This window comes from Brachyspira alvinipulli ATCC 51933 (assembly GCF_000518245.1).
GTDB classification, from domain to species: Bacteria; Spirochaetota; Brachyspiria; order Brachyspirales; family Brachyspiraceae; genus Brachyspira; species Brachyspira alvinipulli.
On record NZ_KI912406.1, the window covers coordinates 127,689 to 153,300 of the forward strand.

The 25,612-nt window shown below is 25.7% G+C and carries 21 protein-coding genes and 1 pseudogene; 16 read left to right on the forward strand and 6 right to left on the reverse strand.

Annotation, left to right across the window (positions count from 1 at the left end; genetic code table 11):
* Window positions 1–39 precede the first annotated feature (39 nt).
* Complete coding sequence (locus tag T324_RS0113770) at window positions 40–630, forward strand: hypothetical protein (protein WP_028330792.1); 591 nt, start codon at window positions 40–42, stop codon at window positions 628–630.
* 158 nt (window positions 631–788) lie between these two features.
* Here the strand turns inward: T324_RS0113770 and T324_RS0113775 are convergent, their stop codons facing one another.
* Entirely contained in the window at window positions 789–1,550 is a 762-nt protein-coding gene (locus T324_RS0113775) for a PDDEXK family nuclease (RefSeq protein WP_038375300.1), read from the reverse strand.
* Window positions 1,551–1,562: 12 nt separating this feature from the next.
* Window positions 1,563–2,807, reverse strand: a complete 1,245-nt coding sequence (locus T324_RS17425) for a DNA cytosine methyltransferase (protein ID WP_084548671.1) — start codon at window positions 2,805–2,807, stop codon at window positions 1,563–1,565.
* A gap of 415 nt (window positions 2,808–3,222) precedes the next feature.
* Between T324_RS17425 and T324_RS18995 the strand changes: the two are divergent.
* The 4 genes and pseudogenes from T324_RS18995 to T324_RS0113795 form a co-directional block, all read left to right on the forward strand.
* Window positions 3,223–4,656: pseudogene (locus T324_RS18995) on the forward strand (HsdM family class I SAM-dependent methyltransferase); the annotation flags it as partial.
* Window positions 4,657–4,703: 47 nt separating this feature from the next.
* Window positions 4,704–5,483 carry a TaqI-like C-terminal specificity domain-containing protein gene (locus T324_RS19000; protein ID WP_425387443.1) on the forward strand — a complete coding sequence of 260 codons (780 nt, stop codon included), beginning with the start codon at window positions 4,704–4,706 and terminating at the stop codon, window positions 5,481–5,483.
* Between the two features lie 7 nt (window positions 5,484–5,490).
* Window positions 5,491–6,276, forward strand: a complete 786-nt coding sequence (locus tag T324_RS0113790) for an RES family NAD+ phosphorylase (RefSeq protein ID WP_028330794.1) — start codon at window positions 5,491–5,493, stop codon at window positions 6,274–6,276.
* Window positions 6,277–6,317: 41 nt separating this feature from the next.
* Window positions 6,318–7,139 carry a hypothetical protein gene (locus T324_RS0113795; protein ID WP_028330795.1) on the forward strand — a complete coding sequence of 274 codons (822 nt, stop codon included), beginning with the start codon at window positions 6,318–6,320 and terminating at the stop codon, window positions 7,137–7,139.
* A gap of 465 nt (window positions 7,140–7,604) precedes the next feature.
* Here the strand turns inward: T324_RS0113795 and T324_RS0113800 are convergent, their stop codons facing one another.
* Window positions 7,605–7,850, reverse strand: coding sequence for a DUF2442 domain-containing protein (locus tag T324_RS0113800; RefSeq protein WP_028330796.1), 246 nt, complete (start codon window positions 7,848–7,850; stop codon window positions 7,605–7,607).
* 2 nt (window positions 7,851–7,852) lie between these two features.
* Window positions 7,853–8,107, reverse strand: a complete 255-nt coding sequence (locus T324_RS0113805) for a DUF4160 domain-containing protein (RefSeq protein ID WP_028330797.1) — start codon at window positions 8,105–8,107, stop codon at window positions 7,853–7,855.
* 137 nt (window positions 8,108–8,244) lie between these two features.
* Here T324_RS0113805 and T324_RS0113810 point away from each other — a divergent pair, with 137 nt between their 5' ends.
* Window positions 8,245–9,489: a TaqI-like C-terminal specificity domain-containing protein gene (locus T324_RS0113810; protein ID WP_028330798.1), complete on the forward strand. Its 1,245-nt coding sequence runs from the start codon at window positions 8,245–8,247 to the stop codon at window positions 9,487–9,489.
* Entirely contained in the window at window positions 9,490–11,124 is a 1,635-nt protein-coding gene (locus T324_RS0113815; protein ID WP_028330799.1) for a tetratricopeptide repeat protein, read from the forward strand. It abuts the gene before it with no gap.
* 121 nt (window positions 11,125–11,245) lie between these two features.
* Here the strand turns inward: T324_RS0113815 and T324_RS0113820 are convergent, their stop codons facing one another.
* A complete protein-coding gene (locus T324_RS0113820; RefSeq protein ID WP_028330800.1) occupies window positions 11,246–11,863 on the reverse strand; it encodes an HD domain-containing protein in 618 nt (205 codons plus the stop codon).
* Window positions 11,864–11,982: 119 nt separating this feature from the next.
* On the opposite strand from T324_RS0113820, the gene T324_RS0113825 reads away from it, so the two are divergent.
* From T324_RS0113825 to trhA, 7 genes are all read left to right on the forward strand, one after another.
* Window positions 11,983–12,237 (forward strand): hypothetical protein, encoded by a 255-nt coding sequence (locus tag T324_RS0113825; protein WP_028330801.1) that lies wholly within the window; start codon window positions 11,983–11,985, stop codon window positions 12,235–12,237.
* Between the two features lie 96 nt (window positions 12,238–12,333).
* A complete protein-coding gene (locus T324_RS0113830) occupies window positions 12,334–15,459 on the forward strand; it encodes an efflux RND transporter permease subunit (RefSeq protein ID WP_028330802.1) in 3,126 nt (1,041 codons plus the stop codon).
* A gap of 9 nt (window positions 15,460–15,468) precedes the next feature.
* Window positions 15,469–17,427 carry a BspA family leucine-rich repeat surface protein gene (locus tag T324_RS0113835; RefSeq protein WP_028330803.1) on the forward strand — a complete coding sequence of 653 codons (1,959 nt, stop codon included), beginning with the start codon at window positions 15,469–15,471 and terminating at the stop codon, window positions 17,425–17,427.
* A gap of 24 nt (window positions 17,428–17,451) precedes the next feature.
* Entirely contained in the window at window positions 17,452–17,991 is a 540-nt protein-coding gene (locus T324_RS0113840) for a CbrC family protein (RefSeq protein ID WP_028330804.1), read from the forward strand.
* A 1,055-nt stretch (window positions 17,992–19,046) separates the two neighbouring features.
* Entirely contained in the window at window positions 19,047–20,459 is a 1,413-nt protein-coding gene (gene purF, locus T324_RS0113845) for an amidophosphoribosyltransferase (protein WP_028330805.1), read from the forward strand.
* Window positions 20,460–20,561: 102 nt separating this feature from the next.
* The gene (locus T324_RS0113850) at window positions 20,562–21,032 is read left to right on the forward strand and encodes a hypothetical protein (protein WP_051436858.1); all 471 of its coding nucleotides are present in this window, start codon (window positions 20,562–20,564) and stop codon (window positions 21,030–21,032) included.
* A 357-nt stretch (window positions 21,033–21,389) separates the two neighbouring features.
* On the forward strand, window positions 21,390–22,052 hold the full coding sequence (gene trhA / locus T324_RS0113855; RefSeq protein WP_028330807.1) for a PAQR family membrane homeostasis protein TrhA: 663 nt from the start codon (window positions 21,390–21,392) through the stop codon (window positions 22,050–22,052).
* A 136-nt stretch (window positions 22,053–22,188) separates the two neighbouring features.
* On the opposite strand, the gene T324_RS0113860 is transcribed toward trhA, so the two are convergent.
* Window positions 22,189–23,040, reverse strand: coding sequence for a D-glycero-alpha-D-manno-heptose-1,7-bisphosphate 7-phosphatase (locus T324_RS0113860; protein WP_028330808.1), 852 nt, complete (start codon window positions 23,038–23,040; stop codon window positions 22,189–22,191).
* Window positions 23,041–23,177: 137 nt separating this feature from the next.
* On the opposite strand from T324_RS0113860, the gene T324_RS0113865 reads away from it, so the two are divergent.
* Entirely contained in the window at window positions 23,178–24,359 is a 1,182-nt protein-coding gene (locus T324_RS0113865; RefSeq protein ID WP_028330809.1) for a hypothetical protein, read from the forward strand.
* Between the two features lie 77 nt (window positions 24,360–24,436).
* On the forward strand, window positions 24,437–25,600 hold the full coding sequence (locus tag T324_RS0113870) for a phosphopentomutase (RefSeq protein ID WP_028330810.1): 1,164 nt from the start codon (window positions 24,437–24,439) through the stop codon (window positions 25,598–25,600).
* The last annotated feature ends 12 nt before the right edge of the window (window positions 25,601–25,612 follow it).

The following is a 25,612-nucleotide window of genomic DNA, read 5'->3' on the forward strand; positions in this document are numbered from 1 at the left end:
TTTTTGTTAATGATATTTTTACTAAAAAAGGAATATTTTATGTTAATATATAGTTTTGATATTAAAAATTTTAAAATGCATTATTTAGAAAAAATTACTCTTCAAAATTATAGAGGAGATATTATTGAATGTTTAAGATTAGTAATTGTGTTAAAAACACATGAAACAATAGTGTATGATATATGTAATATTAATGATATTGATGTTGTATTTAGTGATTTGAATAATTTATTTAATGATATTAATAATAGTAATATTGTAAACTTAGAGGATAAAGGAAATGAATTAATTATAAATAATTTAAATTTTTATAGTTTTTATAATTTAAAAATAGCCTTAGAATCGGATATTAGTAAAATTGTGTTAAAACATACATGTAATAAATATTTGGATATATATTTAGATTTTGCAGAAAATTTTAAAAAGATAATGATTAACGTTGAATTTATAAATGCTGATATGAGTAAAGATGTATTATTTAGATATTCTTATCTAGTAAATGAAGAATTGGAATTTATATCATATAATAATATTCCTCCAAATCCATCTCAAAATTTTGTGAAAGTCTTAGATACTTTAAAATCTGAATATCATTTATTAAAATCATTATTAAGAAGTTATTTAAAATAAATATAATAATATAGAAATAATGAATAATTTATAATATTTTTACGTTTAGAATAATAAAAGTGTAGCTAGTTTTTGCTGGCTATCCTTTTTTATTTTTATACAATATTTTGTTAATTAATTTTTTATATAAAATTTATGTTTTTCATTTAAAAATTTAATTATATTTCATTATTATATATACTTAATAGAAATTTTAGATTTTTACTTAATTCTTCACTTTTAGATATTTTATCATTGAAATAAATAACTTTAATTCTTTTCTCATTGTTTAATGTTTTAAAATTTGGTGTCTTATGGAAATTAAATCTTGTTTTGCCTGGATTTTTACCTGCTTTTAATACATCTTCTTTATAAATACTGGATAGTTGTCCATTTGGCATACACAATAAATTTATACTTAATATTTCTAGATTTTTATCTTCATAAAGTATTGTTATAAAATATGTAAGACATGGTTTCAAATGTTTATCTATTGTATAATAATGTGGTAAATGAGGGGTGTACTCTCTTTTTTCTGTTTTATTGACTATCATATGATAATCATAACTATTCTGGTTTTCTCCTACGAATATTGATGTATTATAATCTCCTATATTTCTCGTTTGAACAGTTTTTAAATCTATATGTATAAAAGCATCTTCAACTTCAAAGAATAAATCAGCTCCCACAGGACATGAATTTGGCTGTCCTATACCTTTACCATTTAGCAAAGCATATACTATTCTTTCAGCTCCTACATCAAAATCGCTAGAACCTCCTGAATTCCAAAAGTTAATCCAATCATTTTTTATTTTTTCTTTGGTTTGAAATCCTCTTAACATTTCATCTTCAACAAATTTTAAAAAATGGTAAAATTTATTTAAATATTTGCATTCTAAAGTTTCTAATTCTTTATCTGTTAATTCTTTATCTAATAGCATTATTTTATTCCTTTATTTCATATTTAACATCTTTATTATACATTGAGCTATAATATTAGCAAATTTTACTGGCACAGCATTTCCTATTTGTCTATACATACTGTTGATACTTCCATAAAATATAAAATTATCTGGAAATGTTTGAATTAAAGCACATTCTCTTACAGATAATCTTCTCTCTTTATTAATATGAATTTCTGGACTTGTTGCAGTAATTGTATCACTTGGTCTATCCCAATTTGTTATTCTAAGAGATTGTTCAAAAACAATTTGTTTTTCTTCTAACTCTGTTACTGCTTTATCAAATTTATCATCAAATTGTAATATTTCTTTTAATCTCCACCAGTCTGATGGTTTAGGAATACTTCCTGAATTATTATCTTTTCTAAACCAATGTCCTGCTGTGTGTCTGTATCCAAAAATTTCATCTATTTTTTTTGTTGAAAGTCCTGCCTTTTTTCTCCAATATTTTAAATAATCACATATCTCTTCTTGATTTACTTTATGTTTTCTTCCCCAAAATTTATCATGTACATTTGTAGATGCTATATGATTATATATAATTCTATTATTAACTACAATTGGATTATAATTTATTTCTACATTTGAAAGAAATCCACAAACATCTTTTGTTGTTATAAGATTATAATTATTATGAGTTTCTTTTGGAAATATATTATGAACTCCAATTTTATTTGCTATTATAATAACTCTTTCCCTAAATTGAGGAATACCAAAATAGGCAGTATTACAAATTTTATAATCTACTTCATAACCCAAATTTTCTAAGTCATTTTTTATTTGTTTAAATATTATTCCTTTTCCTAAGGATAAAATACCTTTAACATTTTCAGCAACAACAATTTTTGGATTGGATATAGCAATTATTTTTATCATTTCTTTATACAAATGATTTCGTTTATCATTAACATGCCTATTTTTATTTGCTATTGAAAATCCTTGACAAGGAAATCCTCCTATTAAAACATCTACATTTTTTGGAATTTCATCATCTTTAATTTGACTTATATCTCTACAAATAATGTTATCATCTATATTTTTAGAATAAGTTATACAGGCATCTTCATCAAAATCATTTGCAAAAACTATATTAAATCCAGCTTGTTTGAAACCTAAATCCATACCGCCTGCACCAGAAAATAAACTTAATACAGAATAATTTTCTTGATTAAGAGTAGTAGTTTGATTTGTATTATAATCTGAATATGTTTTTTTATTTTCTAAGTTTTTAATCATTTTTTATTTATCTATTTTTTATTTTTTTATGATACCATAAAATACATGGTGTGTCAATTATCGTAATTTTTGTAAATTTTTATAGTATTTTAATTTATTAATTTGAATAATAAAATTAAATTTAAATAATAGATTTTAGTAATATTCTGATTTAAAAATGACTTATGAGAATAATGGCTAGAGTTTTTATGGTAATATTTTTTATTTAGTTCCAAAATGTGTGGTTTGGATGGGTTATATTGTAAATTTTCAAAAAAATTATTTCTGGGGTAGTTTCTGTTTGTGGGTTAGTTTTTATATTTCTGGGTTGGCTTTTTAGTTAGTTTTTTGTTTGATGTTGGGTAATGAGCCGCACGTATAGTTGGCGTTTGATAAGGTAAGGCGATACCGTGCGGGAAGCCCCTACGGCTAGTAGTGCGAGAATAAGGGCGAGAGTTTTTATGGTAATCTTTTAAAAATTTTTGAGAAGGCTGACGGCAGGTATAATTCGGGGCTGTTTGATTTTTCTAAAGACAGTATTAGCAGCAGTATTGAGATTGATAATAAAGTAATAAAAGAGATTATTAATGAGCTTTATTATCCTTTGAGTCCTTATGAGTTTTCTGTTATATCGGTTGAGATAATAGGGAATGCTTATGAGCAGTTTTTGGGTAAGACTATCACTATAGGGAAGAACCATAGTGCGAAGATAGAATTAAAACCAGAGGTGCGTAAGGCTGGAGGGGTTTATTATACACCTGAGTTATAGTTGATTATATAGTAGCGAATACAGTTGGGGAGGCTATAAAGGGGAAGAAGCCTGAGGAGATAGCGAATATAAAAATATTGGATCCAGCTTGCGGCAGCGGAAGTTTTTTACTTGGGGCGTATAAATATTTACTTAATTATCATATTGAATATTACAACAAGATAAAGGACAGGGCGAAGTTTAAGGGTTCAAAAGAAGATGTAATAAAAGAGAATGGGGATTTAACAATTTGGATAAAGAAGCAGATATTACGCAACAATATATTTGGAGTGGACATAGACAGCAATGCGGTAGAGGTAACGAAATTATCATTACTTATGAAATGTTTGGAGGGGGAGAGTCCAGTGTCAATACAGAACAATCAGGATTTATTTAATGAGCGAGCTTTACCTTCTTTAGAAGATAATATAAAATCTGGAAATTCTTTAATAAACAGCAATTTTAATAGTGAGGGAGAGCGTTTATTTGCATCCGATGAAGATACACAATATAAAATAAAATGCTTTAGTTGGGAGAAAGAATTTTCAAGTATAATTAAAAAAGGAGGATTTGATATAATTATTGGTAATCCGCCTTATGTAAAAGAATATACAGACAGAGAAAGTTTTGAGAATGTGAAGAAAGGCGATTTATCTAAATATTATCAAGGTAAAATGGATTTATGGTATTTCTTTGTTTGTTTTGGTTTGGATATTTTAAAAGAAAATGGAAAACTAGGATTTATTGCCCCTAATAATTGGATTACAAATGCAGGAGCGTCTATATTAAGAAATAAAGTTTTAACAGATTCAAAAATTTTAAAATATATAGATTTTGGAGATTTTAGAGTTTTTCTTGAAGCTGGCATACAAACAATGGTATTTATATTGAATAAAGAAAAAATTGATGAAGATTATGAAATTGATTATTATAAAATTTTGAATAAAAATATTGATATTTTTGAGATAGAAAATTTTTTATTTGAAAATGAAAAATCAAATGATATAAGTCATATAAAAACTATAATATCAAAAGATAGAATGTTAAATAATTTAATAACATTTATTGATAGCAGTAAAGATACAGTATTGTCAAAGATAAAAGAAGTTGGAAATTATTTTTTAACATCTGAAAATACAGCTCAAGGCATAGTATATCCGCAAGATTATTTGAATGAAAAAAATAGGTCTATATTAGGCGGAGATTTTAAAGTCGGAGATGGAATTTTTGTTTTAACAGATGAAGAAAAAAATGCATTAAATTTATCTAAGGAAGAATTAGAATTAATAAAACCTGCATACACTACAGAACAAATAAAAAGATACTATGCAGACAGTAATAATAAAGAATGGGTAATATATACGGATTCAACTTTTAAAGATGTAAATAAAATAAAAAAATATCCTAATATAAAGAAACATCTTGATAAATTTAAAAGTGTTATTACTTCAGACAATGCCCCTTATGGTTTGCATAGAGCTAGAAAAGAGAATTTTTTTATAGGTGAAAAAATAATATCTGTTAGAAAATGTGTTGACAAACCTATTTTTAGTTATGTTGATTTTGATTCTTATGTTTCTGCTACATTTTATGTTATAAAGCCAGAGGATATTGATTTGAAATATTTGACAGGTATTTTGAATTCAAAGTTGATAGCTTTTTGGTTAAGAAACAAGGGAAAAATGCAGGGTTCTAATTATCAAGTTGACAAAGAACCTCTTTTAAATATTCCTATTTGCAATACTGACAACGAAAATTTAAGAAACAAATTAATTAATCATGTTAACGAGATGATAGAATGTAATCAAAGGCTTATAAATGAAAAAAATCCTGACAGTATCAATCGTATTAAAAATGATATTGCAGATATTGATTCTTTTATTGATAAAACTGTTTATTCTATTTATAATATATCGGAGGAAGAAAGAAAGATTATAGAAGGAGATTAAATAAAAAATGGAAGAAGATAATAATAAAAAAGATATTAATCCTGTATGGGCAGTTGCTATTGTTTTATTGTATTTTAGATATAAGATAATAGTTGATTTTGAAGATTTTAAAAAAGAAATAATTTATAATAACAGATTTTTTCCAAAACATAAAATAATAGATGTTGTAGAAAAAGAGGCTTTAAATTATAAATTTATATTAGAAAAAGATAGTGAATTGTATCGTAGTAGAATTTTTAAAGATGATGTTATTAAACAGGAACTTAATGAAGAAAAAGAAATAATTGGTTATGATGAAAAAAATTCTATGGCACCAAGTTCAGAAATATCAAAAGCAGGTAGGGCTAATCCTGAAAAAATTAGTTATTTATATACTTCGGCAGATATAAAAACAAGTATAAAAGAAGTTAGACCAATGATAGATAGTTTTGTAAGTGTAGCTGAAATAAAAACTTTATGTGATTTAACATTATTTAATATTTTAGAATTTGACATAGATAATAACGAAAATAAAATAACAGAATTTTCATCGCTTAATTATGGATTTTCTTCTGTTAATTATGGCAATGATATTGACTATATACCAACTCAATATATTGCAGAATTATTAAAAAATCTTGGATTTGATGGTATTAGATTTGGTAGTTCTTTAAATAAAGGCGGTATAAATATTACTTTATTTAATCATAAAGATACTTGTAAGTTTATAAAATCTAAATTGCATTATATACATGATATTGATATAAAATATTATAGTAATATTGAAGAATTTGTAAATGATTTAAAAATATAATAATTTTTTATTATCAATATATTGGAGTTAAATGGGATTAAATGGAAAATAAAGATTTTATTTTAATAGAAAATTTATTAAATTCTCGTATAGAACAAATTAGTAAAATTAGACTTGTTCCAGATATTATTAATAATATGCATAAAACTCAAATACAATATTTGGAAGCGTATAAAAATTTACCAATAGCAAATTTTGATAATGTATTTAATAAAATTAATTTTGAAAAGATTTTAATTCCTAGATTTTCTGATGAAATTCAATCGACTATTTCAAAATTAGTAGATGTTCTTACATTTAGAGATATTAATATTTTAGGATTATCTAATGAATTTCAGCGTACTATTTCAATGCTAACTAATGTTTTTACATTTAGGAATATTAATATTCCAATGTTGCAATACAAAGAAATTATTTCTAATTCTATTGATGAAGCATTATTAAAATTAGAAGAGAATAAAGATATAAATTTAGAAAATATTGATAAAAATGAGATTGAAGAGTTAAAAAACGACTTAGAAGAAATACACAAAGAAAATGTCATATCACTTAATTGGCAGCAAAAGATATTTGATGTTTATAAAAAATGGGCTAAAAAAAATCCTATTATAGCACTAATATTATCTATAGTTGTTACGGCTATTATTAGTTTTTATGTAGGTCTTTGCTTGCCTGTAAGAAAAGATGCTAGTTCTAATTCTCAAATAATAAATAAAACTACTATTAATAATGTAACTATTATTGGGGATGTTAAATATTATTATGAAGTAGAAACTAAAGATAATGAAGGTAATATTATTAATGGTTATGTTAGTAAAAGAAAATATAATCAATTAAAGTCAAATAAAACTTTTCAAAAATAATATTGAGTAATAAACCGCACATACATTTTACTAGCCATAAGGTTAAGATATACGGTGCGGAATGCCCCTACGGCGAGTAGTGCGGAATGCCCGTATGGCGAATACTTCAAATGGCTAGCTTGTTGGGGTGGGAAAGTCGATTTTTTTTCGTAGTCTTAAAAAAAATTAGATTTTCGGGCTTGTTTTGTTAAAAATGTTTGTTTAACTATAAGGGCGGGTTCGGGTGGGTATTATATAAGTAAAAAATTAAAATTTTATATCCTTTTTATTTTTCGTTTCGCTCGGTCAGGGGGTGGGTTATAAGGTAAATTTTCAAAAAATTATTTCCGGGTTAGTTTTAGTTTGTGGGTTAGTTTTTATATTTTGGGGTTAGCTTTTTGGTTAATTTTATTGTTTATGGTTGGATAATGAGCCGCACGTATAGTGGGCGTTTGATAATGTTTTGCAATACTGTGCGGGAAGGTGCTACAGCTCGTAGGAGTAGTATAAAGTGTTGCATGATATATCCAAATCATCGTTCCAAGAAATACCGTATCCGCCGACATCTACTTTTACAAGATTAAATAAAGTTTTATCTTTCAAAATTTCAAACTCTTTATGTTCAGATATTAATTTTTTTATATCATAATATTTTATTTCTTCGTTTTCAAATATTATTTCTAAAATGAGATTGTCCAAAGCTTTAACATTTTTAATTTTATGGAAAGTCATAATTACTCCAAAGGTTCTAATTGTTTAAAGTTTTGAGTATTCCAAATAATTAAAAGTTCGTCTTGATTATTTTTAGCCCATTCCAATACAAGCGAACATGCTTTATTAGGTAAATCGCCTTCTATCATTTTTAATTCATTGATATCAATTACACCAACATACTCACCATATATAGCATGAAAATGCGGAGGGTTATGCTCTTTTTGCTGAAAATACATTTTGATGATGATACCGTAAAATCTTGATATAACAGGCATTTTTAGTCCTTATTTTTTATTATTAATTTTAACATATAGGTTATGTTTTTACAATTAATTTATTTTTGTTTGATGTTGGGTAATCAGCCGCACTTACAGAGGTCTATCCGTAATGGATTGCAGTACCGTGCGGGAAGGTGCTACAGCTAGTAGGGGAGGGCGAGTTTAAAACTATTTTTAAAGGTGGCGGTTTCGATGTGGTGATAGGCAATCCGCCTTGGGGTCAAAAAGAAATTAATATCTTAAAAGAAGAAGAATATTATTTTAAAGAAAAATATCCAGTTTCTACAATAGGTATATTAGATTTATTTAGATTTTTTATAGAGAAATCTTTTAATTTAATAAAAGATAATGGTTTGTTTGGCCTTGTATTGCCTGATATTATATTGTTAAAAAATTATGATTCAACTAGAAAATTAATTTTAGATAAATTATGCATTAGTGATATATCTCATTGGGGAATGGCATTTAAAAAGGTCAATTTAGATAGCTGTACTATTATAGGAAATATTGATAATAGAACAGTAAAAGATAATATTATTAATATATTTATACATGATAAAGATAAAATAATATCAAATAGAATTTCTCAAAAGGTTTATAATGATAATACAGGTTATAAATTTAATTTATATTTGACAGATGATATTATTAATATTCTTAATAAATTTAAAAATTATAATAAATTTTCTGATTATTTTGAATCACATGAAGGTATACACTCAGGTAATATAAGAAAAAAATTATTTATAGATGAATGTCTAAATAATTATTGTAAGAAACTTATATTAGGAGGAGATGAAGTAAAGAGGTATAATTTAACTTGGAATGGTAAATGGGTTAATTATTCTCCAAATATTATTGATAAGAAAAATAAGGAGTATGCAGGATTAGGTAATTCTAAATATTTTGAAAATAATAAATTAGTTGTTAGAAGAACAGGTGATTTTATATTGGCTAATGTAGATAATGATAATTATTATTTCAGTAATAATGTTTTTGTATGCATTCCTAAATTTACAGATATTAGCTTATTGTATTTTTTAGGTATTTTAAATTCAAAATTTCTTACTTGGTATTATAGAACTATACAACCTAGAAAAGGAAAATTATTTGCTGAATTAAAAATTAATGTATTAAATTCTTTTCCTATGCCAAATATAAATTTAGATGATAAACAAGACAAGGAAATGCATGACAAAATTGTTGCTTTAGTTGACAGTATCATTGCGTTAAACAAAAAGTTAGCCGTTGAGAAAAATCCGAATGCTGTTACTATGATTAACAGGCAGATTAATGCTGTTGACAAGCAGATTGATGCGTTGGTGTACAAGTTATATAATTTGAGCGATGAAGAAGTGAGAATTATAGAGGGGGATTAAATGAGAGAAGAATTAATTAAGCAAATTACAGATTTAATTAATAATGGTAAATACGATTCAGTGGTTGAAAAATGTAATAATATCATAAATACGAATAGTAAAGATATAGATGTATATTATTATAAAATTATTGCACTTTTTTTGAAAAAAAATTATGATGGTGTAATTAAAAACATCAATGATAAAATTATTAGTATACTTCAAAATGATGATAACAGATTAAATACAATTAATATTATATTGGGTATATCTTATTTTTTTATAAATGATTTTAATAATGCTATGAGATATTTGCAGTTGGCATTAGATACTACAAATGAAAGTAATAAAGATATTGTAATATACTATTACTTTGGTATATCTTCATTTAAGATAAAAGATTATGAACATGCCATTAGAATGTTAGGAAATTGTGAAAATGAAATAAGAAAATATTTAAATTTAGATAAATATTCATATATAACAAAAATACCAGATGATAAATTAAATATTTATATTGATAATATTATAAAAATTAATATTATGGATTATAATAGAATATTTTATTATATAGGTTGTTCATATTTTGAAAAGAGTATGTATAAAGAAGCATCAGATAATTTTTTTGATGTTGAAGTACATCATTATATTGATGATAATACGATAACAGAAGATAACACAAGAAAATTATTTTTATGCTATTATTATTTGAAAGAATATGAAAAAGCATTAAATTATTTCCCTCATGAAAAAAATAATCATGAATTAAATTTATATAAAATAAATTGTTTAATAAGTTTAAAAAAATATGATGAATTAGATAGCTTTATTGATACTTTATATAATGATATATCTAATAATTATAATCCTGAATTTTATAAATATTTGATAAAAACTTTATTTAAAAGTTTTCAATATGCTCCTGAAACTAAAGTTTTAGAAAATTGTAATATTATTTACAAAGAAATAAAAGAAAAACAAGAAAAAATAAATATAGTTTATGATAATATAGTAGGAAAAAAGTTAAGAATAGATAATATAGAATTAGCAACATTTTTTGATGCTGAAGTTGAAAGATTGAAAATAGATTTAAATGGTTGTTTCAATAATCCTGTTACTAACAATACTACTATTAATGAAAATAATAATACTAATGCTACTAATAATAAATTTATATCTTCAATAAAAAAAAAATTTAGTATAAAATTAGGATATACTAAAAAATTTGGAATTATGATTATTATTGATATTGTTTTTATTGTATTATTATTAGGATTGAATTTATTTCATCCTAATTTTGTAGATTTAAAAATAATTCAAAATATAAAAATAGGTTTATCTTCATTATTTATTTCTGGTATATTATTTTGGGTTACTAAATATTATAATAGAAGGATTCATGAAACTGTACAGTTAATAGAAGATTATCAACATAAATCTTTAGTATTAAAATCATTTAATAGTTATAGTAAAGAAATTGAAAGATTGAGTAAAGACAATCCTGAGTTTTTATTAGATTATTTAAGAAAAGTAAGCTCAACTATTAATAGAAGTCCAGCTTTAGATTTAAATAAAAGAAAAGCAGATAATTCCCCTGTAGAAGATATGAAAGATATATTATTACAGTTAGGTAGTTTATCGAAATTAAAAAATTAATATTTTATTATTTAATTTTGGATAATAAACCGCATACCCTTCGGGTACTTCCTTCGGTCGCCTACATTGTACTAGCTATAAGGTTAGGATATACGGTGCGGAATGCCCCTACGGCGAATACCTAGAAAATATTGTCTTTTATGTTCGGAAGTAAATTGTAAATTGAAGTCCCAATCGTACTTTCAAAATACGCTTTTATTTCAAATACCCTTTTCCACCTCAATGCACTTTGCGGAAATGTACCGTATCTTAAAGCAGCATCAACAAATCTTTTTTCTAATATACAAAATCCAAAAGGCAAGGCAAGACAATCGCATAATTGAATAAGTAAATCATAATCATCGTATATAGCATTGGCAACAAAATTTTTTATGAAGTTAAAATCTTCTGCAGACATATCAAATTTAGCTATTGCAGTATTTACATCTTGTATCATAAAAGCATGTGTTATACATATTTGAGCCATCTTTTCCCAGCCGTAATTTATGCAGTATTTGTATCCGTCTATTAAATGCCTTTCTGCACTTATTCCAGTGTATCTTCCTATATCATGCAAAAGTCCGAATATATATGAATTGTCTTCATCTAATTTTTTATCTGTTGATTTCTTATTGTATTCTGAGGATATTATTCTTGCAGCTTTAGCAACATACCTTGAATGTTCAGCCCAAGGAGTAGGGTTTGATTTGTATGCTTTGTTTAATTCATATTCAGCTCTTTCCAAATCTAATATTTCCATAATTATTTCCTATTATTAATTATAATAATATAACTTTTTTATGAAAAATAAATATTTATTGGGAACTTTTATTATATTTTTTTCGTCTAATAAAGCAAATAAAACAAATGGACACTGCTATGTTAAAAAAAATTAATTTTATAATCACATCTATATTATCAGTTTTTTTGTTGAGTTCATGTTCTCCCGCATTTAATATGCCTCCGCCTCCTCCCCACCATGCTAGACATTATTTTGATTTACCTATGATGTTTGGCCCTCATTTTGGTATTAATGGAATACTTAGTATTGTAATAAAAATATTAGTTATAGTAGCTTTAGTTTTTTTGATAAAAATGTTGTATAATAAAGATAAAGATAATAAAAAAGAATAGACCTTAAATTAAAAAATTATTATTAATTACTATTGAATATTTTTTAGAAATTTAATATCATATTTCCGTAATATTTTTATGATTTAAATTTAAAAAATGAAAAAATTTATTACACTCATAGTACATAGACCAACAACAGTATTTGTTACACTTGTATCCATGTTCATAATTGGAATTATTAGTATTTCTAGGCTTAATGTAAATTATTTGCCTGATATGGAAGTTCCTATAATAAGCATAAAAACAACTTATGAAAATGCAGGCCCGGAAGAAGTAGAAAAATCAATTACTAGAATAATAGAAAATGCAGTTTCTTCTGTTAATAATGTTAAAAATATTACATCAAAGTCTAAAGAATCTGAATCTAATGTAGAGATAGAATTCAATTGGGGAACCGATTTACAAACAGCTTCCGATGATATAAGAGAAGCAATAGACATGATTAGATCAACATTACCCGATGACAGCGATAACCCCAGCATATCAAAATTCTCAAGCGATGCAACTCCAATAATGAATATAGCATTCTTCGGTACAGATAATTTATCCTCACTTTATGATTTAGTTGACAGTCAAATACTTACAAGATTGGAACAGGTAGAAGGAGTAGCACAGACTGAAATACGAGGCGGATTAAAAAAAATAATACGCGTTGATATAGATTTAAACAGATTAAATGCTTATTCAATAAATATTAATGATATAGTACAAACGCTTGCTTTAGAAAATCAAAATGTTTCCGGAGGAGAAACTTATGAAGGAGTTTATAAATATAATATAAGAACTACAGGCGAGTTTAAAGAGGTAAGCGATATTGAAAGTGTAGTTGTAGAATTAAAAAATAATGTTTATCCTGTAAGAATTAGAGATATAGCTTATGTGCATGAAGACTATGAAGATGACTCTGAAATAGTACGTATAAATGGGCAAAAAGCATTAACTATTGCTATAACTAAAGAATCAGGCGGAAATATTATACAGATAGCCAGAGATGTAGAAAAAAGACTTGAAACTATAAATCTGCCCTCAGGTATTTATTATCAAATACTATTTAATAGTTCTGATACAATAAAAAATTCTATTCATAATGTTTTAAATACAGTATGGCAGGGTGCTTTATTCGCTGTTATAGTTCTTATGATATATTTATGGGATATAAAAAGTGTATTTATTATAAGTGTTTCAATACCAATATCTGTTATAAGCACATTTATTTTAATGTACTTTTTTGATATAACTATTAATGTGGTATCGCTTTCAGGTTTGGTATTGGGTATTGGTATGATGGTTGATAATTCTATTGTAGTTCTTGAAAATATTTTCTATTATAACAATTATTATAATAAGAATAATTGTTCCAATGATAAAAGGATAATAAGAATAAATAATTTTAAATCATCAATTTTAGGTGCAAGCGAAGTTTCTATTGCTATAACAGCATCTACCTTGACAAGTGTTTGCGTATTTTTACCTTTCTTATTTGTACAAGGACAGATGGGGCAGATGTTCAGCGATTTATGTATTACTGTGTCAATATCATTAATGACTTCTCTTTTTGTAGCTTTAACAATAGTTCCTCTTTTAGCTTCAAGATTAAATAGTACTGCATCTAAAAATGGTAAAAAACAAATTTTTATAAATAGGTTGGAAAATTTTTTTAATGAGAAAGTACATGATAATGTAGAGAAATTCTATTTAAGCATGCTTACTATAGTTATGAGAAATAAAAAGAAATCATTTATTTTAATAGGTTCTGTACTTTCTACATTATTAATATTGCTATTAACTTCTATAGGTAAAGAAGGTTATCCTGTATCAGATGAAGGTACTATTATTTCAAGATTGAGACTTCCCGTTGGTTCAAGGGTAGAGTTTACAGATATGTTTATATATAAAATGGAAAATGATATAGAAAGTGCTGTAAGCAATAATATGGCGTATTATGAAACTAGAGTAAGAACAGGAAGAAATGAGCATCATGGAGAGGTTAGAGTAAAGCTTGTTGATAGAGAAAGAGGAAGAAAATCTGATATAAGTTATTATATAGAAAATATAAGAAATAAAGTTAATGGATATCCTGGACGTATAGAACTTAATTCTGAAAATGTAGCTTTGGGAAAACCAAAAGATTATAGTGCTATTGTTATAGAGCTTGTAGGAGATGATTTAGACAGAGGTTATGATGTTGCTAGTAATATTATAGTTGCAGCAAGTAAAGTTGATGGAGTAAGAAGCGTATTAATTAAAGAAGATGATTCAAACCATGAAATTATTTTTGATATAAACAGAGATTTAGTTTCAAAAATGGGTATAAACATTAACACTATAGCCAATATAATAAGAACATCCTTCAGCGGTACAACAGCAAGTAAAATGTCATTAAATAATTCAATATACGTTGATACAGATATTATTGTGCGTTTGGAGGATACTAACAGAGACAGTCTTTCAAGCATACAAAAGATAATGATACCTACATCTAACGGAATAGTGCCGATTTCATCCGTTGTAAATATTCATAAAGATACAGGACCTACAGAAATAAATAGAAAAAATGATAAAAGAATAATACAAATAAATGCAAGTTCTTACGGCAGACCTATAAATGAAATTGTAAATGATATTAGAAAGGAATTGAATAATATATATATACCAAGCGGTTTTTCAGTTAATTTTTCCGGAGATTATGAGGATATGCAGGAGGCTTTCGTACAGCTTATTGTATCTTTAATAATGGCTTTGGTTTTTGTATATGCTATAATAGCAGGACAGTTTGAATCTTATATTACACCTTTTGTAATATCACTTGCTGTTCCTTTTGCATTATTCGGTGCTTTAATATTTTTATATTTCGGAGGACAGACTTTAAATGTTTACAGCGGAACCGGAATAATAATGCTTGTAGGTATAGTTGTTAATAATGGTATAGTTTTAATAGATTATATGAACAGGGCTGTATTGGAGAGAAATATAAGCTGGGATACTGCAGCTTTAGAATCATGTAAAAGAAGACTTAGACCTGTACTTATGACTTCATTAACTACAATATTAGGATTATTTCCTATGATTTTTGAAATTGGAAACGGAAGCGAGATGTACAGACCTTTAGCTATTGGTGTTTGCGGAGGTTTAATATTTTCTACGATGTTTACACTCATAATAATACCTTCTGTTTATTCTAGTTTTAGAAATAGATTTAATATAAAAAGACGCGATGATTGAGGTTTGATTATGAGTAAATATAAACCAAAAACAAATGATGAATTAAAAAAAATAATAGATGATGAAAACATTTCATTAGCTGATATTGATACAAGTTTAATAACAGACATGAGTTTTTTATTTAAAGAAAGCAAAAGAAAAAATTTTGACGGGATAGAAAATTGGAATACTTCAAATGTTCATGATATGATTGGTATGTTTAAAGATGCTCATTACTTTAATAATGATTTGAATAATTGGGATACTTCAAACCTTAAAAAAATTTCATATATGTTTTTTAATGCATCAGCTTTCAATAAATATCCTGATAAATGGAATCTTGATAATATAAAAGAAGCTTATGATGTATTTAATAATGATATTGATATAAATAAACTGCCTCTAAATCTTAGAATAAATTTATACTATGAAGACTTTGATAAAATAAAAGATATTGATATAAAAGATATATATAAAACTATTATTACTTCTAAAAATAGAAAGATTATAGCTTTTAGAACAAAATTAGAAAAAGAATATTATGATGAACTTAAAAAATTAATAGAACATAGAGAGAAAATAGAATCAGAAAATGAAGTACAATTTCAAACTATAGAAGAAGTTTATGATTATGTTGATAATCATTATGAAGAAAGTTTTAATAGAAATTTAAAATTTGTTCAATATGATGATGATATATTTTCAAAAGATAAATCTAAAAAAATTGATATAAAAATTATTAAGTTTATTTACGGGAGTTATTTAAAAGTTAAAGATAATGTAATGAGATTAAAAACTATAGATAATATTATAGATTTAATTGATATGGAAAGTTTTAGAAATGCTGCTTATAACATATTTGAAAATGACAGAAGTAAAGTTGCTTCAAGAATAATTGTAGGTATATATGGAAAAGGCAGTATTATAAAAGATTATGCCAAAAGTATTCAAGGAAAAGAATTCTATCCACGTTCTTATTATGTTTATATACTTGCTTTAAATGACGGAAAATATGCATTAAGTTTAATAGATGAAATGGCTAAAAAATCAAAGATTGAAAGCGTGAGAAATGCTTCTAATTCAGCACTCGATGTTATAGCTGACAGAATGAAAATAAATAGAGATGAGTTAAGCGGTTTACTAATTCCTGATTTTGGTTTGAATAGAAACGGAGAGAGAATTGTAAATATAGAAAATAAAGAGTATAAAATATCCGTCAATTCAAAAATGTCTGTAGATATAATAGAAAATAATAAAATACTAAAAACTATTCCTAAAACTTTTTCAAAAGAATTAAAATCAGAAATAAATTTTATGAAAAAAGAAATTAAAAATGTTGTTAAAAGAGAAAAAGAAAAGATATTAATGCTTCTTATGAATGGAAGAAAATTAAGTTATGAATTTTGGAAAAAGATTTATATTGATAATTCATTTTTAAGTCAGTATTCTATAAATTTGTTTTGGAACTTATATGATGAAAAAGAAAATTTTATAGACATTTTTAGGTATTTAGGAGATGGAAGTTTTATTAATACGAATGATGATTATATAAAATTGAATGAGAATAATTTAATAAGTTTATGTTCTCCTGTAGAAATGAGTAATGAATTAATAGAAAAATGTATTAAGCAGTTATCAGATTATGAAGCAGCACAGCCTATTAAACAGATTCAAATAATAGATAATTTAGAAAATGAATTTAATAAATATAATAATATAACAGTAACAGTATCAAATATAAAAAATTTCGCTTCTCAATTTGCCTTTAAAGAGATTTCCGAATATTATGAAGAAGTTAATGGTTATGAATACTTAGATAATTACAGCGGTTTATCATTATATATAGAATCTTCTTTTAATAGAAATTCAAATTATAATGATGAAATTGATATAAAAATATCTATTCAGGGCAAAAACGAGAATAATAAACATTTATTTGAAAGATTTATGTACGGAAGCATTTTGATTTTAGAAAATTTGATTAAATAATTAAAAGCAATAAAGGAGTATAAAATGTCTAACGAGATACCTAAATTTAAATATGTTGATGATAATATTGTTAAAAATTTTTTTGTAAAGGAAGATAATAAAGTATTATGTAAATGCTGTGAAAAGGAAACAGATTTGGTTTATTATACTATTCCGCATTGTGAAGACAATATAAAACCGTTATGCCCTGAATGCATAGCAAATGGAAAGGCAGCTGAAAAATTTAATTGTGATTTTATTGATGAGCCTTTTGATAGTGACAATATCATAGAAAATAGAGATGAAAAAATTGAGGAACTTACAAAAAGAACACCTGAATATTCAGCTTGGCAGCAGCCGTATTATCCAAATCATTGCGATGATTTTTGTAAATTTATTTCTTATGTTGGTTATAAAGAATTAAAAGAAAGAAATTTATTAGATAAAATAATTATATCCTCTGATAATGATGAAGATTCTGTAAGAGAATATATTGAAGATTTAGAAGTGGAAGGAAGTTTCCAAGGATATTTGTTTGAATGCTTGAAATGCGGGCAATTAATTTTACATACTGACTGCGATTGATTTGTATTTGTGGTATATACCTAAACAACTATATTTTATCAAAATAAATTTATATTTTTGCTTTTATATACGGGGCTTTGCTGAGAAGTACACAGTCATGACGCCCCCCGTTCTTTTACCAAGTAGGTACCTTTCGGTATTGGTATAAGGCTAAGCTCGCCTCACGAAGTATGCCTACGGCAGGTAAGAACCTCATATCTTTCGGATACGCTTCGCGAAGAACTGCATTTTTAGGCTAAATTTAGGTTATATTTTACATTTAATAAATATTTTTAAAATATAAAGTTATAGCAATTGCATTTTCGCATAGTGTGCCTGTGGCAGCAACAGGCGAAAATGCGAATCAAAAAACAGTATCAAAACATGCTAATTTTTTAAATTCAATATAAATTATTAATTTTAAACTAAAAATATAGCTTTCATCAAAAAAGCCAAAACATATTACAACTTTATTCTGCATCTAATATAGGCGGAGGCGAGCATAACAATAAACAATCGAGCCTTAGCAGATGACAGCTTTATCTGGCATCAAATTATAGCGAAAAGGAGCCTAGACGCCGAGTATCAACTCGGAGCTTTTTATATAGGCGAGTCTAGCAATAATAAATAGCATAACAATAGAGAAGCGAGCCGTAGTAGATGATAGCTTTAGCTAGCATCTAATTATAGCGAAGGCGAGAATAACAATAGACAAGCGAGCCATAGCAGATGATAGCTTTAGCTAGCATCTAATTATAGCGAAGGCGAGAATAACAATAGACAAGCGAGCCATAGCAGATGATAGCTTTAGCTAGCATCTAATTATAGCGAAGGCGAGAATAACAATAGACAAGCGAGCCATAGCAGATGATAGCTTTAGCTGGCATCTAATTATAGCGAAGGCGAGAATAACAATAGACAAGCGAGCCGTAGCAGATGATAGCTTTAGCTAGCATCTAATTATAGCGAAGGCGAGCATAACAATAATAGAAATATTTTTTTTATAAATCTATTGTATAAAAAGACGATTAACTATAATATTAGCAAATCAAAATAAAAAATAAAGTTGGTTATAAATGAATAATATTGAAATGAATGATAAACCTAGAGAAGAATGCGGAGTTTTCGGTATTTACTCTAAAGAAATAAAAAAGGATATATTAAAAACATTAAATTATGCACTTTATGCTCTTCAGCATAGAGGACAGGAAAGTTCAGGAATTACAATATCGAATTACAAACATTTATTTACTTATAAATCTATGGGGCTTGTATCAGATTTATTTTCAAGCAATATACCTAAAGAGACAGAAGGAAATATTGCTATAGGTCATGTAAGATATTCTACTACAGGGGCTAGTAAAATAGAGAATGCTCAGCCTCTTGAAAATCTTTTTAGACTTGGACAAATTGCTATAGCTCATAATGGTAATTTAACTAATGCAGAAGAATTAAGAAATGAACTCGAAGAGGGAGGAGCAACTTTTAATGCTACTTCTGATACAGAAGTTATAATAAAGCTTATAGCAAGAAAAACAGTTAATAATTTTATAGAAGGCATAAAAGAAAGTGTAAATATAATAAAAGGTGCTTTTGCCCTTGTTATAGTAGTTGATGGCAAACTTATAGGCATAAGAGACCCTTATGGTATAAGACCTTTATGTTTAGGAACTAACTCCAATGGCGATTACTTCTTAGCTTCTGAATCATGTGCTTTAGATGCTGTTGGTTCTAAATTTATACGCGATATTGAAGCAGGTGAAATGGTTATAATAGATGATAATGGAGTGCAGTCATTTAAATATTGTAATAAAGAAATAAAACATTATCCTTGTGCTTTTGAGCATATATATTTTGCACGTCCTGAGAGTAATATAGATGGTATTAATGTTTATAATGTTAGATTTCAAACTGGTGTATTATTGGCTAAAAAGAATACAGTTGATGCGGATATTGTTATTGGTGTTCAGGACTCAGGTACCATAGCAGCATTAGGATTTGCTAAAGAAAGCGGTATTCCTTACAGTATAGGATTAGTAAAAAACAGATATATAGGCAGAACATTTATTATGCCTGAGCAGTCCACTAGAGAAGAAACTGTTAAATTGAAATTTAACCCTTTGAAACATTTGATAGATGGAAAAAGAGTTATACTTATAGACGATTCATTAGTTAGAGGTACTACAAGTAAAATCTTAATTGATATTGTAAGACGTGCAGGTGCTAAAGAGGTGCATTTTAAATCTGCTTCTCCTGTTATAAAAAGCCCTTGTTATTATGGAGTTGATATATCTTCTAAAAAAGAGCTTATAGGTGCAAAACTTTCTGTAGAAGAGATTAGAAAAGAAATTAATGCTGACACTTTGCAGTATCTCACTATAGAAGATATGCTTGAAGCTTTAGGCGGACATAATTATTGTATAGGATGCTTTAGCGGAGAATATCCTACAGAAATACCTCATAAAGTGTCTTCAGAAAAAACTTGTTAACATAATTATAATAATATTCTTCATCATGAAAAATTATAATTGACTTTTATTAGTAATAAATTTATCATATTATTAAAAGCTATTAATTTAGAAGGAATTGTTATGAAAATATGCATTAATGAAGAAGAGTTAGTGGATAGTTTAATATCTGATGATGATGTTATTTATGTAGATAGTAAACTTGGAAGCAAAATTTCTAATATAAAAAATACTGGTAAAATTGCTTGGGGAGTTCTTATAGGCGGAGTATTGGTTGCTGCTACTGCTATAATATCATCCAAAAAATTAGGAAAGGATAAAGCTTTAATTGCTTCTTCTATAGCTACTATTCCTTCTGCAGGTATTGCCATAGTTTATATAGGGCTTCCTTCTACTGTTTCATTAATACAGATTCTTATGCATGGTTATAAGAAAAACGGAGGTATTAATGGTGCTAAGGATTTAGTATTGAAATTAAGAAACAAATACTATATATCTGAGAAGGACAGAGAAAAACTCATTTTGAAAAAAATAGCTGGCGAGAAAGTGAAAGAAGTTAAAATAACAGAAATTAAAAAAGCAGAAAATAAATAAAATTATTTATAAGTTTTCAATATATAATATAAAACATATACTATATATTTTGATATTGTGTATATTGAATGATTAAATTTATAAAAGCATTAACTTTAATCTATACGAATGAAAAATTCATTAAAATAAATTTTGTATATGTATTATTAAAGGAAATTCTTATCAATCAATAATATAAAATATTTAGTTATTATGCAGTTTGATATAAGAGATTAAAATATATTTATCAATTTTATGATAAAAATCAAATAATAAAACTAAAAAATAGTAATAATTAGCTATCAATATAGTTATTTCATCTTATTTATTTTATTTAAATATTATTTAAAATATTAAATAAAGAGGAGAAATAAATATATGATAAATACAGAAACATCTAAATTTATTGATAATAAAACTAAAAAAATAGGCGAGATTTATTCTGCAGCATCTCATAGTGCAGGTGCTTTGCTTGCAATAGCAGGACTTGTACTTATGCTTATAAAAGTTAAAGGAAATCCAATTCCTGTTATAATATATGGTATTGGTATAATATTTTTATATACATTCAGTTCTTTATATCATTTTTTCCCAAATGGTAAAATAAAGGCATTGTTTAGAAAATTTGATCATATAGGCATATATATATTTATAGCAGCTACATATACTCCACTTTGTGTGTTTTCTCTTCCAAAAAATATAGGTTTATTAATTTTATCTGTTATATGGGGATGTGCTTTAATAGGAGTTTTATCGAATACAGTTTTTAAATATAAAAATATTTATTTAAGGCTGTTTTTATATATTTTAATGGGATGGATAATAATATTTGCTTTTAAACCTCTTTTAAATTCTTTCTATATAGTACACCTAAATTGGCTTATATTAGGCGGTGTATTTTATACTATAGGTGCTTTTTTATATGCATTTGGAAAAAAATTTAATGACAAAGCTAAACAATTTACGCATGACATATTCCATATATTTGTATTAGCTGGGTCTTTTGCTCATTATTGGTTTTTGTATAGTTATGTTATATAAAATTTTTTGATTTATTTACATACCCCGCCCTTTAAAATTTTATGTACTTATTGTTAATGCTGATTTTATTATATTTTTTATCATAATAGAGACAGCACACCCGCCCAAGCTGTTTTTAAGAATGAAATTTATTTAATTATTTTAATATATTATATATTTCATTTAGCTTTACAATATTTTGTTTATTTTCTATTTCGTAAACATCTGTTTCTATTAGTAAAGTTTTAAGATAAGGAATTTTTATAATATCAGTGTCTCTGTCTCCTATCATAAAAGAATTAAATAAATCTATATTGTATTTTTGTGATGCAAGCAAATGCATAGCAGCTTCTGGTTTTCTTAATACGGATAATATATTGTAAGGTTCAACATTTCCTTTTATATGATACGGACAATAATAAAAATCATCTATAATAGCATCGTATTTTTTATACTCTTCATATATGTAGTTATGAACTTTATTAACATCCTCATTACTGTAATAATTATATGATACACCTGCTTGATTAGTAGTTACTATTGTAATGTAGCCTTGTTTGTTAGCGTATTTTACTATATCTATGAATTCTTTTTTTATTTTTACTCTGTCAACTGTTCCAATATATCCGACATCATCCATTAATACTCCGTCTCTGTCAAGAAATAATGCTTTATTAACTTTTTTACTTTCATCCGCAAAATATGCAGGTATTCCGTATAATATATTTTCTTTGAATGCTTTGTTTGTTAATTCATTTATATATTCCGCATTTTTTATTATATCATTTTTAGTATACAATTTATTATTATATATTATTAAATTATTATTGAATGAATAGCCTGATAAAATATTTGTTATATCATCTTTTATTATTTTGTAGTTTTTATCTATTGTATATAATTTATTTTTTATTTTTGAATCCGTATCAAAATCAAGTGCTATTATAATAGCATTACTTTCAATTGTTTTTGAGAAATTTAAAAAGTAGTTCTCTATATCTTTATTCATAATATTAGCTTCCTAAAATAATTATTTAAGTTTAATACAAAATAAAATTTTTATCAATTAATAAATATAATATTATTAATAATTGATTTTTTTATTTTCTGATATATATTATTAGCTAAATTATTGAGAGAGTTTAAATGGATAAAACAGATAAAATAAATAAATATATAAACATATTAAAATATTTATTAATTAGTATTGTGTCAACTATTCCAATATGTATTTATATAATTACATTGAATAATATAGATAGAAGCTATATATTCCCAATATTTTTAAATATTCATATATTCGTTAGTTTTTATTTGTTTTGTTTTTCAGTGATTTTTCATATAAATAATTTTGATAAAAAAGTTATATTGATGACTTTTTTATCATTTTTGCTTGTAAGTCTTATAGCAATTTTTTCAAATATTTATTTTAACTATGTATATATGCCTCCAACTAATACGCCGGATTTTCAGATATTATTAAATAGGGCTATATTTTTTAATATTATATTTTTTGTAATTTTAATGCTTTCTTATAATTCTTTTAATGCAGTAAATACTGATAAAATTTCAGATTTTTTTACAGTATTTGGAGATACTTTTTTATGGTTTTTAATAATTAATACAGCAAGCAGCACGATTCTTTCTATATTAATTTATGCATTCCTTATAGTAGGTTTTTCTATAGTAGCATTATTTTCAGCTAGTACAGAAATCGGATTTTTAATAGCAAAATTTGTTATATGTATATTTATATTCATATATGGTTTTATTCCATTTTTATCATACTATATATATATTAAGACAAAATCTGTTATATCAATATATGTTTCCAGAGCTTTATTAGTATTTAATTTATTTGCTATGTTTATAATGATGTTTTTTTTCATTCCTTATGAATCAAGACCATATAATAATAGAATAGTATATATGATATATAATATACTTTTATCTTTTATTATTATGAGTTTAATGTTTACTAGAATGGAGAAAAAGTCAAATATTTTTATAAAAGCAATGTATTTAGTAACTCCGTTTTTTGCAGTAATATTTAATTTATTGACTATAACAGCTACAATATACAGAATAGCAAATTTCGGACTTACACCTAATAAATTAACTTTGATTATTTTAAATATAATTTTTCTTGTTCATTTAGTATTGATATTTGTTAATAGTATACTTTCTTTTATTGCTTCATTTAGGAATAGAACGGATAATACCACATTAAATGTTATTGTAAATAATAAGCCAATACTATTTATTTATGTGTACTTCTTATTTTCTTTATTTGTGTGCTTTGTTCTTCCTATTATTTATATAAAGTGAATTTAATCTATATACTTTTTATTATTTATTATTATAATTGTTATTATATTAAATAAATAATATTAGGATAAAAAAATATGAGTAATAAAAAGAAAGCGGTTTTAATAGTTGTTGATAGCTGCGGAGTAGGTGCTTTGCCTGATGCAGCATTGTTTGGAGATGATGGCGTTAATACATTAGGACATTTGGCAGAATTTAATAAAGGCATATCTCTTCCTAACATGGAGAAAATAGGACTTGGTAATATAATAGATATAGAAGGTGTTTCTAAAAATAATAATGCTATAGGTTATTACGGCAAGGCTATGGAAACATCAAAAGCTAAAGATACAACTACAGGACATTGGGAGATAGCCGGCCTTGTATCTGAAAAGCCTTTTAATACATATCCGAATGGATTTCCTGAAGCTACTATTAATGCTATTGAAAAGATGTCCGGAAGAAAAGTTGTATGCAATAAGCCTTATTCCGGTACTGAAGTTATAGATGATTATGCTGATGAGCAGTTAAAAAACGGTTCCCTTATAGTATATACTTCTGCTGATTCTGTACTTCAAATAGCAGCACATGAGGAATTAATACCGGTAGATGAGCTTTATGAAATATGTAAAAAATCTCTTGAAATATGCAATGAATTTTCTCCTGTAGCAAGGGTTATAGCACGTCCTTATATAGGAACTAAAGGAAATTATAAAAGAACAGAAAGAAGACATGATTATTCTGTGCCTCCAAGCGGTGAGACAATGCTTGATAGAATAAAAAATAAAAATCTTCCAGTTATAGGCATAGGAAAAACAAGTGATATATTTGCAGGCGTTGGTATTACAGAGAATAGACAAACTAATAAAAATAATCTTGATGGTATAGAAAAAACTATAAAAGCTATTAAAGAAGTTGATGAGGGTTTAATATTTACTAATCTTGTTGATTTTGATATGCTTTACGGACATAGAAGAGATCCTAAAGGGTACAAAAATGCTTTGGAAGAGTTTGATAAATATATTCCTGAAATGATTGATAATTTAAATGATGATGATTTGCTTATTATAACAGCAGATCATGGATGCGATCCTACATACAAAGGAAGTGACCATACAAGAGAATATATACCTATACTTGCTTACGGAAAAAAATTAAAAAATAATGTAGATATAGGTATAAAAGATTCATTTGTATCTATTGCTGCTTCTATAGAAAAGCATTTATTTGGTGAAACAAAATTAGAAGGCTGTTTTTTATAGAATAATGATTAT

Bases quoted from the DNA above. Each gene is read 5' to 3' on its own strand.
- T324_RS0113790 (WP_028330794.1), top strand. From the start codon at position 5,491: ATGGAAGAAGATAATAATAAAAAAGATATTAATCCTGTATGGGCAGTT.
- T324_RS0113815 (WP_028330799.1), top strand. From the start codon at position 9,490: ATGAGAGAAGAATTAATTAAGCAAATTACAGATTTAATTAATAATGGT.
- T324_RS17425 (WP_084548671.1), bottom strand. From the start codon at position 2,807: ATGATTAAAAACTTAGAAAATAAAAAAACATATTCAGATTATAATACA.
- T324_RS0113800 (WP_028330796.1), bottom strand. From the start codon at position 7,850: ATGACTTTCCATAAAATTAAAAATGTTAAAGCTTTGGACAATCTCATT.
- T324_RS0113805 (WP_028330797.1), bottom strand. From the start codon at position 8,107: ATGCCTGTTATATCAAGATTTTACGGTATCATCATCAAAATGTATTTT.
- T324_RS0113850 (WP_051436858.1), top strand. From the start codon at position 20,562: ATGAAAATATGCATTAATGAAGAAGAGTTAGTGGATAGTTTAATATCT.
- T324_RS0113825 (WP_028330801.1), top strand. From the start codon at position 11,983: ATGTTAAAAAAAATTAATTTTATAATCACATCTATATTATCAGTTTTT.
- purF (WP_028330805.1), top strand. From the start codon at position 19,047: ATGAATAATATTGAAATGAATGATAAACCTAGAGAAGAATGCGGAGTT.
- T324_RS0113830 (WP_028330802.1), top strand. From the start codon at position 12,334: ATGAAAAAATTTATTACACTCATAGTACATAGACCAACAACAGTATTT.
- T324_RS0113870 (WP_028330810.1), top strand. From the start codon at position 24,437: ATGAGTAATAAAAAGAAAGCGGTTTTAATAGTTGTTGATAGCTGCGGA.
- T324_RS0113795 (WP_028330795.1), top strand. From the start codon at position 6,318: ATGGAAAATAAAGATTTTATTTTAATAGAAAATTTATTAAATTCTCGT.
- trhA (WP_028330807.1), top strand. From the start codon at position 21,390: ATGATAAATACAGAAACATCTAAATTTATTGATAATAAAACTAAAAAA.
- T324_RS0113865 (WP_028330809.1), top strand. From the start codon at position 23,178: ATGGATAAAACAGATAAAATAAATAAATATATAAACATATTAAAATAT.
- T324_RS0113860 (WP_028330808.1), bottom strand. From the start codon at position 23,040: ATGAATAAAGATATAGAGAACTACTTTTTAAATTTCTCAAAAACAATT.
- T324_RS0113820 (WP_028330800.1), bottom strand. From the start codon at position 11,863: ATGGAAATATTAGATTTGGAAAGAGCTGAATATGAATTAAACAAAGCA.
- T324_RS0113835 (WP_028330803.1), top strand. From the start codon at position 15,469: ATGAGTAAATATAAACCAAAAACAAATGATGAATTAAAAAAAATAATA.
- T324_RS0113770 (WP_028330792.1), top strand. From the start codon at position 40: ATGTTAATATATAGTTTTGATATTAAAAATTTTAAAATGCATTATTTA.
- T324_RS0113775 (WP_038375300.1), bottom strand. From the start codon at position 1,550: ATGCTATTAGATAAAGAATTAACAGATAAAGAATTAGAAACTTTAGAA.
- T324_RS0113840 (WP_028330804.1), top strand. From the start codon at position 17,452: ATGTCTAACGAGATACCTAAATTTAAATATGTTGATGATAATATTGTT.